Genomic DNA, 15,308 nt, shown 5'->3' with positions numbered 1-15,308 from the left:
ATGCTAATGACATCTAAACAAGAAGCGAATCAAATGGCAAGTTTTGACGCAGTTGTAATTGGTGCAGGCTTTTCAGGTATGTATATGCTTTATCGCTTACGTGAAGCAGGTTTATCGACTCGAGTATATGAGGCCGCCGATGGTGTTGGCGGTACCTGGTATTGGAATCGTTATCCTGGGGCACGCTGTGACTCAGAAAGTATCTACTATAACTATACCTTTTCAGAGGAGCTTTATCGTGAGTGGACTTGGTCTTCTCGCTATCCCGAGCAGCCTGAGATATTAAAATATCTAAACTTTGTTGCTGATAAATTCAATTTGAGACCTGACATTCAGTTTGAAACCCGGGTACAGGCAGCACATTATGATGAAGAGGCTAAGAGATGGAAGATTTCTCTAAATGATGGTACATGTGTTTCAGCAAAGTACTTTATCACGGGTGTCGGTTGTCTTTCCGCATCAAACCTTCCTAAATTTAATGGCTTAGAAAACTATAAGGGAGACTGGTACCATACAGGGCATTGGCCGCACACAAAGGTTGACTTTACTGGCAAACGGGTTGGGATTGTCGGGACTGGTTCGAGTGGTGTTCAAGCAATTCCAGTCATTGCGGCAGAAGCAGCTCATCTAACGGTCTTCCAGCGGACGCCGCAATATAGTGCACCTGCGAGAAATCACCCTTATGACGCAGAGTATATCCGAAAGGCAAAAGAGAATTTTCACGAAATTAAAAAGCAAATACGAGAATCGGCAGGAGGAGCACCAGCAGATGTGCCTACCAAATCTGCGCTCGAGGTAACCCCTGAAGAACGCCTGGCGAAGTTTGAAGAAGCATGGGAAGTTGGCGGTCAAGGTATTTTTACCTCATTCTATGACATTACCATTAATCCAGAGGCAAATGAATTGGCGGCTGAATTTATTCGTTCGAAAATTCGCTCCATCGTTACAAAACCGGACGTCGCTGATAAGCTGATGCCGTCCTATTATTACGGGACGAAGCGCCCGATTATCGACACAGATTACTATGAAACATTTAACCGAGATAATGTTTCGTTAGTCGATGTGAAGAAAAATCCAATTGAAGAAATTACTGAGACGGGGGTCCGTACGTCTGAAGGTGAATATGAGCTCGATGCGATTGTGTTTGCTACTGGATTTGATGGTATGACAGGTCCATTGTTAAAAATGGATATCCGCGGTAAAGATGGTGTGTCATTGAAGGAAAAATGGAATGGGGGAGAAGATACTCGAACCTACCTCGGTGTTGCCAATGCCGGTTTCCCTAATTTCTTCATGATTACCGGGCCTGAAAGTCCTTCCGTTTTCAGTAATATGCCTGCTTCCATTGAGCAGCATGTAGAATGGGTCTCCGATTGTATTGAATACATGGCTGCAAATAACTTGGAAACCGTAGAAGCAAATGTGGAAGCAGAAGAAGCATGGAGCAAGCATTGCCGAGAAGTTGCTGAAGCCACACTATTCACGAAGACGGAATCCTGGTACACCGGTGCCAACATACCTGGTAAAACTCGCAGATTCTTAATCTATTTAGGCGGCGTCGGCGCATACCGTCAAAAGTGTACAGAAATTGCTGAGAATGGCTATGAAGGATTTACGTTTAAAAAATCAACGGCCCCTATTCAGGGTAGTATAAAATAAATCATTCACAAATTATCCCTAGACATCCGTCCAGGGATTTTTGTATAGAACCAGAAATAGAACCTTCTAGTTTATTCCGAAATTCCACCTTCATAAATAAACTCAAAATATCGATTAACGCTGTTGCCTGATTCATTAGTGGCGGTAATACGGTAGGCACGATAGTTTGGTGAAGATTGATCAAAATGAATACTCTTTTCAAATGAATTTGGTAACTGTTCTGTGGTTTCCTCATCTGTAAAAATGATACTAGCAGCATCCGAGCACCCTTTGAATATGACATCATGTTCGCCAACAGGAAGGTGTGTCACAAGCTGGGCAGGACTTTCAATGGTTAGTTTTGGGAGTGTAGTATCAGGTGCTTCCTTAAATGTAAGCCCTTTTAGAATAAAATGATAGGATAATAGGGACGGGTCTTCCGGTGATTCTGCTGGATTTGAAGTTATCACTAACATATAATCTCCTGCTGGCAATTCATCGCCATTTCCATACATGGCAGTCCAGTTTTTATCGGTGATAATATAATCGGATCCCAATGTATCGGGTCCCCAACTAATGTCAATGGTTCCTTTCTTAGAAGTTGAAAACAGGTAATAATGTGTTTCGAGATCACGATAGATCTTGCCTTTATATTCAACCGTCATTTTGACTTTTTCCTTTTTCTCCGCTTTCATCTGAGCTGAAGCTACACGCTCATGTTCTGGCATTGGAGAAAACATTATAGGTGCGAAAAACAGCAGGAATACCAGAAAACTAATTAGAAAATAATTAAACCCTTTCGATTGAAACATACCCATCATCCTTTCTTGATGACAATTAAAATTACTGGTGCTTGATTGTATGCTGTAGCTCTATTCTCAATAAAGTAGACGATATCGTATGAGTATAGTTACACCCGTTACTAGGAAGATGTTCAATTTCAGGTGCCTATTTTTATGAAACGGTGATGGAGAATTTTAACCGCTTCTTGTCTCCAACTTTATAAACGACTAATATGGTTATATACAAGTACATCGTAATGTCAAATCTATGTAAATTAATTAACGAGGTGTAATCGATGTTAAAAAACAAAATGACTGAGCTTTTAAAAATCGAGAATCCGATCATTCAAGCTCCCATGGCGGGAGGAATAACGACTTCGAAATTAGTAGCTGAGGTTTCTAATGCTGGAGGTCTTGGAATGATTGGAGCTGGCTATATGACTCCTACTCAAATGCAAGAACAAATCAAGGAAATAAAGCAGTTAACATCCAAGCCATTTGGTGTAAATTTATTTGTTCCCAACAAATTTGCTTATACAGAAAATGAAATACATTCAGCCAATGAGCTATTACAGCCTATTCGTAATCAATTACATATAAACGAAGAAAATAACCTAAACATCCCCACATGCGATCAAGTAATTGAAACTTTTAATGAACAAATCAAGGTTGTCATAGATGAAAAAGTTCCAGTTTGTTCCTTTACATTTGGTATTCCTTCTGAGTCCGTTATGGTGGATTTAAAACAAAATAATATTTTTGTGATGGGAACAGCTGCAACAGTGGAAGAAGCGTTTATAATTGAAAAATCTGGAATGGATATGGTTGTGGTTCAAGGGAGTGAAGCAGGAGGTCACCGCGGTAACTTTATTAGTCCATCTCAAGATAGTTTAATAGGGTTAATGTCACTAATTCCACAAGTTGTCGATCATGTCAGCATTCCAGTTATAGCAGCGGGAGGAATTATGGACGGGAGAGGTTTAATGGCTTCTCTATGCTTGGGTGCAATGGGAGTCCAAATGGGTACAGCTTTCTTAACGTGTATCGAAAGCGGTGCACATCAGATATACAAGGAAGCTATTATGCACGCAAAAGAAGACCAGATTGTCTTAACACGAGCTTTTTCTGGTAAATATGCAAGAGGAATAAAAAATAAATTTATTGAAGAAATGGAGAAACACGAAGATTTATTACCAGAATTCCCAGTTCAAAATGCACTTACTCAACCTATAAGAAAAGCTTCTTCTTCCAAGCAAAACCCAGACTACCTATCACTTTGGTCCGGTCAAAGTCCAAGATTAGCAAAAAATCAAAGTGTTAAAATGCTTTTCAAAACCATTTTAACCGAAGCTAAAAACATCAATAAAAAAATATAGAATAATCTACAGCGATTCTTTCATAAAGAAGAATCGCTATTTTTAATGTTTTTCGCTAAAAAAGGGAAATAATAGCCATTAACCCGTTACTTTTATCCTAAAACACGAACATTATAGTGGTTATTTCTAATTAATGTTCATAATTATATTGAATATCTTTTAACGATTTGCTAAATTAAGAAAGTAATAATCGTAGAAATCATTACTCGTATATACTCGGTAATATGGTCTGAGTGTTTCTACCTGGTTCCCAATAATGAACTAGACTACGAGTTAAAGTATTCGGTTCAGCTTTGCGGCTGCTGCCGTTTTATGATTTAGCAATAACTTCTTGCTCAATTATTTATACTTTGACTTTCGTAGGTCTAGAAGACAGGAATTCCTGCATTTTCTAGACTTTTTTCTTTGGAACCAACTAGCGAGTATATCAAACAACTAGAGAAAGAGGAGAGGTTATTTATGAAAAAGAAAACGTTAAAGAAATTTGCTTCAGTCGTAGCTATTTCGGGCATGTTAGTGATGCTCGCAGGATGTAATTCATCCTTACTAAATGAAACAGAAGTAGAAGGGGCTCAGAGACCAATCATCATTCAAGGTCCAATGCCTATAGAAGCTGAAGATTTTGCGAAAAAATTAGATAAAGTGAAAGTGGAAAAATCAGGAACGTTTGTTTTTTACAAAGGAAAATTGAATAATTATCCTGTTATCGTTACTAAAACAGGTAAGGGAATGGAAAATACAGCTGCTGCAACAGCATTGGCGATTGAAAAATATGACCCGATCGCCATTATCAATCAAGGTACATCAGGCGGACATGATCCGAGTCTAAATGTATTTGATATTGTGTTAGGGGAAAAAACGACAAACATCGGCTCATTAAAAACAACAAATATGGATGAAAACCAAGGAATTGATCCAACTTCATGGATCCCGATGGACTTAATGGCTTCGGAAGGAAGCGGATCAGATCCTAATGCTAATAAAGTCCGTTACTATGAAGGAGATAAGGATTTACTGGCAGCTGCTAATGCAGTAAAAGACACATACACGAAGGGTAAGGTTGTCGAAGGTATTATCGGTTCAGCAGACTTTTGGAATAGCGAAGTAGACCGAATTAAATGGATCCATGAGATTTACGGTACCTCTGTAGAAGAAATGGAAGGTGCCTCAGCAGCACAAATTGCCGATGCTTATGATGTAGCATTCTTGGGTATTCGAATCCTGTCTAATAATAAAACAAATGGCGGTACTTACAATCCGGGTACAGCAGCAGCAAATCAAGAATATGTTTATGAAGTCGTTAAGGAATACATTTCAATGATGAAAAGTAAATAATGAATCTATAGGATGCGTTTCTACTTTTGTAGAGACGCATTTCTCATTTTTTATGAGAAGGGGAAGGGAATTCAAACATCGGATGGAGAAAACTACAGACGTAAGAAAATCCTGCCATGATTGTGAATGGCAGGATTTGATTGATTTTACTAGTTTAAAGCAGTTTGAATGACATCTATGTTTTTCCTCATGATGCTTAAGTAGTCTTCTTGCTCCTTAACATTTTCTTCTGTTAATGCCTCAAGATTGTGAAGGGTCAGCGACTTTGCACCAATTTCATTCTGGATAATTTCAGATACTTTTGGTGAGACATTTTGTTCAAAGATCACATACTTGATTCCGTGTTCGGTCGACTCTTCGATAATTTCCCCTAATTCTTTTTGCGAAGGTTCCTGTGTAGGGGAAAGTCCATTTATCGCAATGGTTTCAACACCATATCGTTTCTCCCAATAACCATAGGCATCATGAGAGACTAATAGGTGTTTGGTTTTTGAGTTTTCAACGACTGACTTGAACTCTTGATCTAGTTTTTCTAATTCACCTTTCAGCTGGAGAAAATTTGCTTCAAATTCATCCGCATACTCCGGCTTTAACTCTGTTAATGAAAGTTTAATATTTTCGGCCAAGTCAATCGCTAGAATCGGGTCCAGCCAAACATGGGGATCAACATCTCCATGGTCATGCTCTTCTTCTTCATGGGCATTTTCTTCGGCAGCTTCATGCTCATGACTGTGGGAGGCTTCTATCAGCTCGATTCCATCAGCTGCCTCTAGTATTGTGACATTCTCTTTTTCTAAGGTTTTCACGGCTTTATCGGCGAAACCTTCGATACCCACGCCGGTATAAATAAATAAATCAGATTCAGCAAGTGAGACCATGTCTTTTGTGGTTGGTTCAAAGGAATGAGCGTCCACTCCTGGAGGATAAACACACTGCACCACAACATAGTTCCCGCCTATTTTTTTCGTAAAATCCTCAAGGGGGTAAATGGTAGTAGATATCTTTAATACACTATTCTTGGTTGATTCATCGCTTGTCTGCGTTTCTTTCGTACTGCAGGCAGTTACTAGTAGAACAGACATCAACATTGTTACAAAAATAAATTTTATTTTTTTCATTTGTAAACTCCAATCAAAACTTTTTTATCATACAAATCGTACTCATTACGTTTTGTATTATATTATTAAATTATGAATCTGTAAATGATTTTAGGAATCATTTCGAATTAAAAAATAAATAAATACTTTTGTAACTAGACAAAGTAGCCTATTAAGATAACTCAAAAAATATTTATCAAGAGAATTATCGTAAATAAATAGACTATATTTTTCCAAATGAAATACCTATTTGTGAAAACTTTGTGAAATTAGTATGTAGTATTAAAAATACATAGACATCGTGTTAATATGGATAAAGTTGGTGACCAGGTATTATAAAATAGTATTTATTGAAATTTAGAAATAAAGTGAAAGGAGTCTTATCTTGAAAAAAATCATGTTAATCTTGCTTTGTACATTAATAATGGTTCCCTCATTTGTTCGTGCACACACAAGTTTATCCACTTCCGATCCATCAGAAGGACAAGTTGTAACAGAGAATCTTGAACAAATTACCCTTACTTTTGCTACTACAATCGAAGATTTAAGCACGATGGATTTACTTAAGGATGGAGATGTAATTCCATTAGAAGGAATCAAAGTGGAGAATAAGCAATTAATAGGAACAGTTACTAAACCATTAGAAAACGGATCTTACTTAATCCAATGGAAAATTGTTGGGGAAGATGGTCATCCGATAAAAGGCGAGATTAATTTCGCTGTTCAAATGGATCAAAATGAATCAGAAACAAATCCTGTTACTCCTGAAGATAGCGAAGAAAATCAAGAAGATGACAGCCAAACCAATCAACTAGAAGAAAAAAGCGAAGGACAAAACACCGCTACTGATACAGTTGAAAAAACAGATGATCAAAATAATAACTCTTCATCAACCATGCTCATTACAGTATTTATTATTTTAATCGTTATTTTCGGAATTGTACTTTTACTATTTACTAAAAAGAAGAAGAGTTAATTTTGTATTGAAGGGAAGTTTTTATTAGATGAAAAAGTTATTAACCTCTTTTGTAATCATGTTTGGTTTACTTTCACTTTATGCGGGGATTGCCAGTGCTCACGTAACTGTACTACCCAAGGAAACAACACAGGGCAGCTATGAAATGTTCACTGTCAGGGTACCATCTGAGAATGAATCTGTGCCTACTACACAGGTAAAAGTAGAATTCTCTTCAGATATTACTATCAGCCGTTTTGAACCCAAGCCAGGCTGGAAATATGAAATTGAAAAGGATGCAGCAGATAAGATTACAAGTGTGACATGGACAGCAGAAGGTGAAGGTTTATCACCAACAGAATTCGGACTTTTTAACATGCAGGGAAAAGTCGCAGACACTGCCACTGAGATCGTTTGGAAATCCTACCAAACCTATCAGGATGGCAGTGTAGTGGAGTGGGTTGGTGGACAAGACGCTGAAAAGCCAGCCTCTGTGACAACGGTGAATCCTAAACCAGCTGATGGAACTGGTGATCATCATGGTACTGATACAAAAGAAGAAGTAAAAACGGAGCAGCCACAAGAAGAAGTTAAAGACACCACGAACTCTTCAAATGCTCCACTATATGTTTCCATTGCTGCTTTAGTTGCAGGGCTGCTAGCACTGATTATTTCACTAAAAAAATGAGCATATAGTTATATCCAAAAGACAAGAAATATAAATTTTCTTGTCTTTTTATTTGGAGGGGAGTTATTCTAAGGAGAAAAAGAAGAATTTACATATATAAGCAGCGTATAATGGGTACAGGGAAAAGTTCTAGAAAAATATGAAAGAATCTTATAATGGTGACGTCTTACAAACACTTGTAACGGAAATTTATAAAGTGTATAACACATAATAGAGGAAAAAGGGAATGAAATTATTAATTATTGTATTCCTTGGTCTTGGAGAAAGAAGGAGATAAAAAATATGTCAATAGAGGAATTATTCGCAAATAAGTCATCAGAAGTATATGAGATATATTTAAAAATACTCGATATACTTAAACAAATAGGACCAATTGAAATAGAGCTTAAAAAGAGTTCTATTCACCTTTTGAAAAAATCATCTTTTGGAGGAGTACATCCCAAAAAGAACTGGATAGATTTCAATTTAGTATCAAACCATCAAATTGCACACGAGAAAATAACTAAAAGTGAACAAGTGTCCAAAAATAGATTTCATAATAATTTTAGATTCAATAGTGTAGACGATCTAAATCAGGATTTTATAGCACTTTTAAAAGAATCATATCAACTGATGAGTTAATTTGTGAGGAAAACTGGCTGCAAAAAAAGCAGCCAATATTTTTGCTTAATTAACCTCAAAAATCATAAATCTAAGACTTTGGTTGTATTCAAATATTTAGTTTAAGAAGTTATTATAGTGAGATGTGATGGTTTTAACCATTGTAATTGCTAAGAATTATGAAAGAAGGGTTTTGTGAATGGCTTTTGATTCATTTGTCATGGCTTTTTTAGGGATGCGATTGGACTATGAAATGTTGAAAGATTTAGGGATTTCTATTGGGATATTGTTATTATTTATTCTTTTTAGAAACATATTTACCAAGTATGTATTCCAGTTAATATTAAAATTGGCGGGTAAAACACCTACAGATTTTCTTACAAAAATCTTTTTAAGTTTTGAACGTCCATTAGGCTGGGGCTTTATTATTTTAGGTTTGTATGTAGCAATGGATTATTTTCCTTTTATTGAACAACATAATGCGTTATTTTTAAAATTCTTGCGTTCGATGGTGATTGTTTTAATTACATGGGGATTATTTAATTTATCCTCTCCGACAACGGGAATCTTAATTAGCGTAAATGAAAAGATTAATAATAAGATAGATTTAATCCTGCTTCCCTTTATTTCAAGAACAATCCGCGTCATCCTGATTGCCATCAGTATCAGTGTTATTGGTCAAGAATTTGATTATGACGTTAATGGATTAGTTGCGGGTCTTGGATTAGGGGGACTGGCTTTTGCTTTAGCTGCCAAAGAAGCGGTTGGAAATCTAATTGGCGGCATCGTCATTGTAACAGAAAAGCCTTTTTCTATTGGTGAATGGATTTTGACACCTAGCGTTGAAGGAACGGTAGAAGATATAAATTTCAGAAGTACGAAAATTCGAACCTTTAGTCAAGCGCTTGTAACCGTCCCAAATTCAACACTAGCGAACGAACCGATTACCAACTGGAGCCGGATGGGGAAGAGACGAATTACTTTCCATTTAGGACTAAACTATAATACTTCCAAAGATAAAATTGAAAGAGTCGTTCTTCGAATTGAACAAATGTTGAGAACACATGACGAAATTCATCCGGATACCATCATGGTTGCATTCGATCAATATAATGACAGCAGTCTCGATATTCTGTTATATTTCTTTACGAATACCACCGTTTGGGCAGAGCACGTTAAAATTAAACATGAAATCAACATAGCGATTATGGGGATATTAGAGGAAGAGGGAGTAGAAGTCGCTTTTCCAAGCAGAACCATTTATGTATCGCCGCAATCTAGTGAACTATTTCAAACAATGGGTTCATTTGATTGATAACGTTAAAATCAACACAAAACCACCAATTTTTTGGTGGTTTTATTTCTTTTCCAGCAAATTATAAATGAGAGGCTTTTTACAATGCCGGTTCTAAAACCTATGAAGCTGAAGAAAGCTGTAATAAATTTATCTGTTTTTTTACATTCTTTACTAAAATCATATCTGTATGAACATATTTTGACCCGAATAGTTTATGTAAATCAGATCGAGTTAATTGACTTCCATTTACTAGCTCATTTTTGGTATAGATGTATACTGAGAAATGTTGCTGTAAAAACCTCAAAAAGTCACTTACATTTACTCCGGATTTTTCCATATACTCACTATTAAACTCAATAAAACCTAAAGCAGAAGCACTACTCTGAATTAGTTCTGTCATACCTTTTAAAACAAATGCTTCATATCCCTCAACATCCACTTTAAATAAAATATTTTTGTCAGTAACATCTTCTTCCACTATCGAATCAATCTTAACAGAACTAACGATTGTTTGTTCAATCATATTGTGTGCAGGACGATAGGCTGCAGAAGATGTACCAGACCAATGCTTATCTACATAGAACGTTTTTTCTTCCTCTTTATCTGCCGCAAAAACATTAAAGATCTTAATTTGCGCTTTATTATGATGAACCTCTCTTGATTGATGAATGTACTTTAACAAATCTTGATTCGCTTCGATTCCATAAATTTGTGTGTGGGTAGGATAATTTGTCGAGAAAATACATTCTCCATAGTTTACGCCTACATCGATAACCAAATCTGGTGAATATTCATTCACAGCGTTAGTCCAAAAATTTGTTAAACGCTTCTGAGTCATCCCATTGCTTATCAACAATGCTCTACCACGATTTTCTTCTGGATTGACGAAGATTGTATTGGAGGTAGGCAACACAATTTGATTTGGAATTTTATTATTATTCAATGTCTTGTATTTAAGAAATATTCCTAAATCAATAAAAAACTTCCACGTCTTCGGATAATTTTCCCACATTTTTAATAAGAAAGTCTTTCCCGCAGATGCTCCCGTGTTCATTTTTTTCCTCCTATAAATGTAATTAACTACATTTATAGAATTTTCTGTTTACATTTAAAAACTCCTTCACTATTAAGAAATATTAACAATAAATTTACATATTATTAGCGGATAAATAAACTCGCCAATATTAAACTGCAGCCAACATAAATAGTGTGGTCTAAAAAGGGGGGGCAGTTCAATATTTTTGGCGAGTTTTGTAATTTACACCACAGGCTGATTAAATGCCATCTTTATTTTTCAACATACGGCCCAAATTATAATTAACAGGATAAATAGGACAACAATTAAGTGAAAACCAAAACCTACTTCATACTCATTACTCATTTGAAATACCTCCTTATTCTGGGAAGAATACATCTTATGACATTCGCCTAGGGATTGACACTAAAACCGATCATTGTTTTTTTATAGGGTTAAATGTATTATGATAAATTACAATTAAAGCTGTACAAAAACAATTCGAAAACAGCCTTATTTATGTGGAACTATGAAATTTTATTAATAGAGGTGATTTAGAAATGACTACTTCAGAAAGAAATGTAAGAACTTGCCCCAAGGGACACAAATATTATAAAAGCAGTGACTGTCCAAGCTGTCCGACTTGTGAGCAAGGACGGAAACCCAAAAGTGGATTTCTTTCACAGCTCTCCGCACCAGCAAGACGAGCATTGGAAAACAATGGGATCACATCTTTACAAGAACTATCGACCTATAGCGAAAAAGAGATTTTGAAATTTCATGGAATGGGACCTGCTTCGTTACCTATACTTAGGTCAGCATTACACGAAGAGGGTTTATCATTTAAAAACTAACATTCATTTTTATTGGACTTGCCTAAGCAGGATATTTTCAATACTAGGAGAAATAAATAGGTGATTGTTCAAATAATCTGGGATGAGGTATTTCATGAAGTGGAGAAATGGAGAATATCAAATACAAATTAATTCAATTAAACATTGGATAAAAATAGAGGGGAGTGAACATCAGACCACACCATTGATTCTTCTTCACGGCGGTCCTGGCGGAAACCATTACGCCTTTCAAAGGACGATGGGGCCGTTACTCTCTGAAAAGAGAACAGTGGTGTATTATGAACAGCGTGGCAGTGGCAGAAGTGAAAAGCCTATTTCTGATGAAGATTATAAAATGGAACAGCTTATATCTGATTTTAGCGAAATCAAAAAATGGCTCGATGTAGATAAGGCAGACCTTTTAGGGTACTCGTTCGGTGGGGAATTAGCGTTGGAAATTGCCTATGCTCTGCCTGATGAAATCAACAAGCTGCTGCTCTCTGGACCGAGTTTAATCGATTTAGAAATGGGGAAATTAATTCAGATTGCCGGCTTTATGTCAGTTGGTGAAACTCAATTACTAAAAAAGATAAATGAACTGCTAAAACAAAATCTTCCTATAAGCAGTTTATATGACAAAGTTTGGAGTTTGGTTGATACCAAAACAGTTGATCGGCTGTTATTTCAAAATCAAACTATAGCAATACAGAACAGAAAGCTTTGGGAAGAAAGTAAGCTTACCAATACAGGATTAATGGCCAAAGTTATCATGGGTCATCCTATGGAAACTCCGTTACTGGATCGGTTAAAACACATTAAACAACAAGCTTTAATTATTACCGGTATTTTTGATCGTAATACGGGTGTAACCATTTCCAAGCTCATACATAATGAATTAAAAAATAGTGAATTAGTGCTCTTTAAAGAAAGTGCTCATTTTCCGGACTTAGAAGAACCTCATCGTTTTATCGATACCGTAATAAATTTCTTAAATTGAAGGGGTAACGAAGTGTAATGTTCGTTACCCCTTCATCCATCTATATGAAGAGTTTTAAGATCATCATAACGATACCAGCTATTAATGCAGATATTGGCAGTGTAATAACCCAAGTAGTCACGATTCTAATCGCTACTCCCCAATTTACACCTCGAAAACGTTTAGATGCACCAACACCTAAAATAGATGATGATGAAACATGTGTGGTGGATACCGGTAATCCTAAAAAGGTTGCACCTTGTAAAACCACAAATGACGATAAATCTGCTGCAAATCCATTGATTGGCTGAACCTTAAAGATTCTTTTCGCAACCGTTTTAATGATTCGCATTCCACCAATCATTGTTCCTAAACCGATGGTTGCTGCACATGTAACCTGTACCCAAAATGGTACATCCAATGTTGCCTGATAACCACCTGCAACCAATGCAAAAACGATAATCCCCATGGTTTTTTGCCCATCATTCCCTCCATGAGAAAATGCGGCTAAACCTGAAGCGATAATTTGAAACCCTCGAAAACCGCGAGTTGCACGGTAAGGATTTGCGTTTCTAAATAGAATGGCTAATATCTTCATGAGGATAAATCCTACTCCAAAAGCTAAAAAAGGAGAAATAATTAGGGCTCTAATAATATCGGTAAATCCTTCCCAGTTAATGGAGTCTAAGCCTGCTCCAAAAATAACAGCTCCGGCAACTGAACCGATTAAGGTGTGTGAAGAAGAGGATGGAATTCCATAATACCACGTTAAAAGGTTCCAAAAAATAGCGGCAATTAGGGCGGCGATTACGATTAACATTCCGTTTTCAATTTGAAAAGGGTCAGCGATTTTCCCCCCAATCGATTTTGCAACAGCTTGTGATATTAAAGCACCAAAAAAATTTAAGACTCCTGCGTAAACAACTGCAAATCGTGGTGTTAAAGCTTTTGTGGAGACTGACATCGCAATGGCGTTTGCGGTATCATGAAAACCATTGATGAATTCGAAAACTAATGCAAGAATTAGGATAATAATGAAAGTTGTCATTAGAACCTCCAATAGAGTATTTCAACTGTTGTTAAGCATTTTTCATGATTATGGTTTCTAATGTATTGGCTACAGACTGACAGAAATCTGCAATGTTTTCTAGCTCTTCATAGATCTCCTTATATTGAATAATACGAATTGGGTCTTTTTCATTTACAAATAGACTTTTAATCGATTCCCTTAAAATTTCATCACATTTGGATTCCAAATCCTTTATTTTAATTGCATGTTCTCTCATGTCGAGTAATTTCTTTGTTCCCAGCATTTCAACAGCCGTTTCAATTTCAGATGCACAACTTGTAATGGCATCGACAAACCTAAGCATATAATCATCTGCATTTACAACAGAATACATATCAAAGAGAGCGGCTGTATGCTCCAACCCATCTAAAACATCGTCCATGCTCATGGTAAGCGTTAAAATATCCTCACGTTCAATATAAGTGATAAAAGCATTATGTAAATCCTTAATTACTTCATGAACCATTGAATCGCCTTTGTTTTCATACTCCTTCATTTTTTCAGAGAAAATTTTTAGGTCGCTGACATTCTTTAGTTTATAATCTGCGAAAAAGTTAGCACTTTCCTTTAAATTTGAAGCGATATTCCCTAAGTAAACCGCAAATTTGTCTTTTTTCTTTGAAGCCATGCTGATACCTCCACTTTTACCCAATAGTTGTCTTGCTAGTTATTTATTTTTACTATTTCCTTAATGGACTATCCAATGCATACAACGATAGAGGTTTCATAAAGATAGAAGGATTCCTGTTCTTTTTGTAGAAATAGTCTAAAGAAATAGTGGGAAAATCTAAAGGGAGAGTTTCCTAATGAAGGTTTATATTTTAGATATCGAATTGTTGCAGAACCTGAAGAATTAAACGCTGCAAGGGAAAAAGGGTTCGCTCAATTAAGGAAGGATAAAAAAAAGTTACAATCATTGGATTAGAGGAAACCGGTCACATAATCCAATAGGATCAGCCGGAGGAGGTAAGTGCTGAAATTATAATTGGATCAATAATAATGAAGAAAGACTTTTGAATTAGTGAACGTAACCCCCATAGCTTTTGCTAAGGGGGTGTTCTAATCTTTAGTCTTCTTGAGGATTTTTAGGGCCATTTAGGTCTAACTGATAAAAAGCTAAATCCAGCCATGTATTGAATTTATAGCCTGCATTTTTAATTGTACCTGAATGGACGAAACCAAATTTCTCGTGCATGGCAATGCTTTTTTCATTTGCTGCATCGATACCGCCAATTAAGGTTTTATACTCTCGTTCATTGGCAATGGAGATGATCTCTTTTAATAATGATGTTGCAATCCCTTTTCTTTGATAATTGCTGTCTACATAAATAGAATGTTCGATCGAATATTTGTAAGCAGGCCACGGTCTAAAGGGACCAAACGTTGCAAAGCCAACTACCTTATTATCTAACTCATATACGATAACAGGATAACCTTCATCCATTTTTTGCTTAAACCAAATTTCTCTACCCTCAAGTGTTTGAGCCTTATAGGTATATACGGCCGTAGTATGTAGAACGGCATCATTATATATATCTAAAATGTCCTGTAAATCCTTTTGCTGTGCAGATCTTATCAAAATTGACACCCCTAAATTATGAATATGGGGTTTATTATAACAGTGAAAGACTGATAATAAAATAACTT

The 15,308-nt window shown here is 36.3% G+C and carries 16 protein-coding genes and 1 riboswitch; of the genes, 9 read left to right on the top strand and 7 right to left on the bottom strand.

All coding sequences use genetic code 11. The annotated features are described in order from the left end of the window. The first annotated feature begins 6 nt into the window (after nucleotides 1–6). Nucleotides 7–1,659, top strand: a complete 1,653-nt coding sequence (locus ACIQAA_RS18315) for a flavin-containing monooxygenase (RefSeq protein ID WP_402622120.1) — start codon at nucleotides 7–9, stop codon at nucleotides 1,657–1,659. 71 nt (nucleotides 1,660–1,730) lie between these two features. On the opposite strand, the gene ACIQAA_RS18310 is transcribed toward ACIQAA_RS18315, so the two are convergent. Continuing rightward, nucleotides 1,731–2,450, bottom strand: a complete 720-nt coding sequence (locus ACIQAA_RS18310) for a hypothetical protein (RefSeq protein ID WP_402622119.1) — start codon at nucleotides 2,448–2,450, stop codon at nucleotides 1,731–1,733. Nucleotides 2,451–2,716: 266 nt separating this feature from the next. Here ACIQAA_RS18310 and ACIQAA_RS18305 point away from each other — a divergent pair, with 266 nt between their 5' ends. Then, nucleotides 2,717–3,796 carry an NAD(P)H-dependent flavin oxidoreductase gene (locus tag ACIQAA_RS18305; RefSeq protein WP_402622117.1) on the top strand — a complete coding sequence of 360 codons (1,080 nt, stop codon included), beginning with the start codon at nucleotides 2,717–2,719 and terminating at the stop codon, nucleotides 3,794–3,796. A gap of 186 nt (nucleotides 3,797–3,982) precedes the next feature. Further along, nucleotides 3,983–4,085, top strand: a riboswitch (purine riboswitch). A gap of 170 nt (nucleotides 4,086–4,255) precedes the next feature. After that, a complete protein-coding gene (locus tag ACIQAA_RS18300; protein ID WP_402622116.1) occupies nucleotides 4,256–5,131 on the top strand; it encodes a 5'-methylthioadenosine/S-adenosylhomocysteine nucleosidase in 876 nt (291 codons plus the stop codon). Nucleotides 5,132–5,280: 149 nt separating this feature from the next. On the opposite strand, the gene ACIQAA_RS18295 is transcribed toward ACIQAA_RS18300, so the two are convergent. Next, on the bottom strand, nucleotides 5,281–6,249 hold the full coding sequence (locus ACIQAA_RS18295; RefSeq protein ID WP_402622114.1) for a metal ABC transporter solute-binding protein, Zn/Mn family: 969 nt from the start codon (nucleotides 6,247–6,249) through the stop codon (nucleotides 5,281–5,283). 364 nt (nucleotides 6,250–6,613) lie between these two features. Between ACIQAA_RS18295 and ACIQAA_RS18290 the strand changes: the two genes are divergently transcribed. From ACIQAA_RS18290 to ACIQAA_RS18275, 4 genes are all read left to right on the top strand, one after another. After that, entirely contained in the window at nucleotides 6,614–7,204 is a 591-nt protein-coding gene (locus ACIQAA_RS18290; RefSeq protein WP_402622112.1) for a copper resistance protein CopC, read from the top strand. 28 nt (nucleotides 7,205–7,232) lie between these two features. Next, nucleotides 7,233–7,871, top strand: coding sequence for a YcnI family copper-binding membrane protein (locus tag ACIQAA_RS18285; RefSeq protein WP_402622110.1), 639 nt, complete (start codon nucleotides 7,233–7,235; stop codon nucleotides 7,869–7,871). 282 nt (nucleotides 7,872–8,153) lie between these two features. Further along, the gene (locus tag ACIQAA_RS18280) at nucleotides 8,154–8,492 is read left to right on the top strand and encodes a DUF5655 domain-containing protein (RefSeq protein WP_402622108.1); all 339 of its coding nucleotides are present in this window, start codon (nucleotides 8,154–8,156) and stop codon (nucleotides 8,490–8,492) included. A gap of 178 nt (nucleotides 8,493–8,670) precedes the next feature. Then, the gene (locus tag ACIQAA_RS18275; protein WP_402622106.1) at nucleotides 8,671–9,786 is read left to right on the top strand and encodes a mechanosensitive ion channel family protein; all 1,116 of its coding nucleotides are present in this window, start codon (nucleotides 8,671–8,673) and stop codon (nucleotides 9,784–9,786) included. A gap of 100 nt (nucleotides 9,787–9,886) precedes the next feature. Here ACIQAA_RS18275 and ACIQAA_RS18270 read toward each other — a convergent pair whose 3' ends face one another. Continuing rightward, nucleotides 9,887–10,822 (bottom strand): FkbM family methyltransferase, encoded by a 936-nt coding sequence (locus ACIQAA_RS18270; RefSeq protein ID WP_402622104.1) that lies wholly within the window; start codon nucleotides 10,820–10,822, stop codon nucleotides 9,887–9,889. Between the two features lie 240 nt (nucleotides 10,823–11,062). After that, nucleotides 11,063–11,149, bottom strand: coding sequence for a YjcZ family sporulation protein (locus tag ACIQAA_RS18265; RefSeq protein ID WP_283865653.1), 87 nt, complete (start codon nucleotides 11,147–11,149; stop codon nucleotides 11,063–11,065). Between the two features lie 194 nt (nucleotides 11,150–11,343). Here ACIQAA_RS18265 and ACIQAA_RS18260 point away from each other — a divergent pair, with 194 nt between their 5' ends. Both ACIQAA_RS18260 and ACIQAA_RS18255 read left to right on the top strand, forming a co-directional pair. Then, on the top strand, nucleotides 11,344–11,637 hold the full coding sequence (locus ACIQAA_RS18260) for an RNA polymerase alpha subunit C-terminal domain-containing protein (protein ID WP_402622102.1): 294 nt from the start codon (nucleotides 11,344–11,346) through the stop codon (nucleotides 11,635–11,637). Nucleotides 11,638–11,731: 94 nt separating this feature from the next. Further along, nucleotides 11,732–12,613: an alpha/beta fold hydrolase gene (locus tag ACIQAA_RS18255; RefSeq protein ID WP_402622100.1), complete on the top strand. Its 882-nt coding sequence runs from the start codon at nucleotides 11,732–11,734 to the stop codon at nucleotides 12,611–12,613. Nucleotides 12,614–12,653: 40 nt separating this feature from the next. Here the strand turns inward: ACIQAA_RS18255 and ACIQAA_RS18250 are convergent, their stop codons facing one another. The 3 genes from ACIQAA_RS18250 to ACIQAA_RS18240 all read right to left on the bottom strand — a co-directional run bounded on the left by ACIQAA_RS18250 (nucleotide 12,654) and on the right by ACIQAA_RS18240 (nucleotide 15,240). Beyond that, nucleotides 12,654–13,640 (bottom strand): inorganic phosphate transporter, encoded by a 987-nt coding sequence (locus tag ACIQAA_RS18250; RefSeq protein WP_402622098.1) that lies wholly within the window; start codon nucleotides 13,638–13,640, stop codon nucleotides 12,654–12,656. A 31-nt stretch (nucleotides 13,641–13,671) separates the two neighbouring features. Continuing rightward, on the bottom strand, nucleotides 13,672–14,289 hold the full coding sequence (locus tag ACIQAA_RS18245) for a DUF47 domain-containing protein (protein ID WP_402622096.1): 618 nt from the start codon (nucleotides 14,287–14,289) through the stop codon (nucleotides 13,672–13,674). Between the two features lie 438 nt (nucleotides 14,290–14,727). Continuing rightward, entirely contained in the window at nucleotides 14,728–15,240 is a 513-nt protein-coding gene (locus ACIQAA_RS18240; RefSeq protein WP_402622094.1) for a GNAT family N-acetyltransferase, read from the bottom strand. Nucleotides 15,241–15,308: the final 68 nt, after the last annotated feature.

It is taken from the genome of Neobacillus sp. NPDC093182 (genome assembly GCF_044754045.1).
This window is presented reverse-complemented; position numbering and strand designations above follow the sequence as displayed.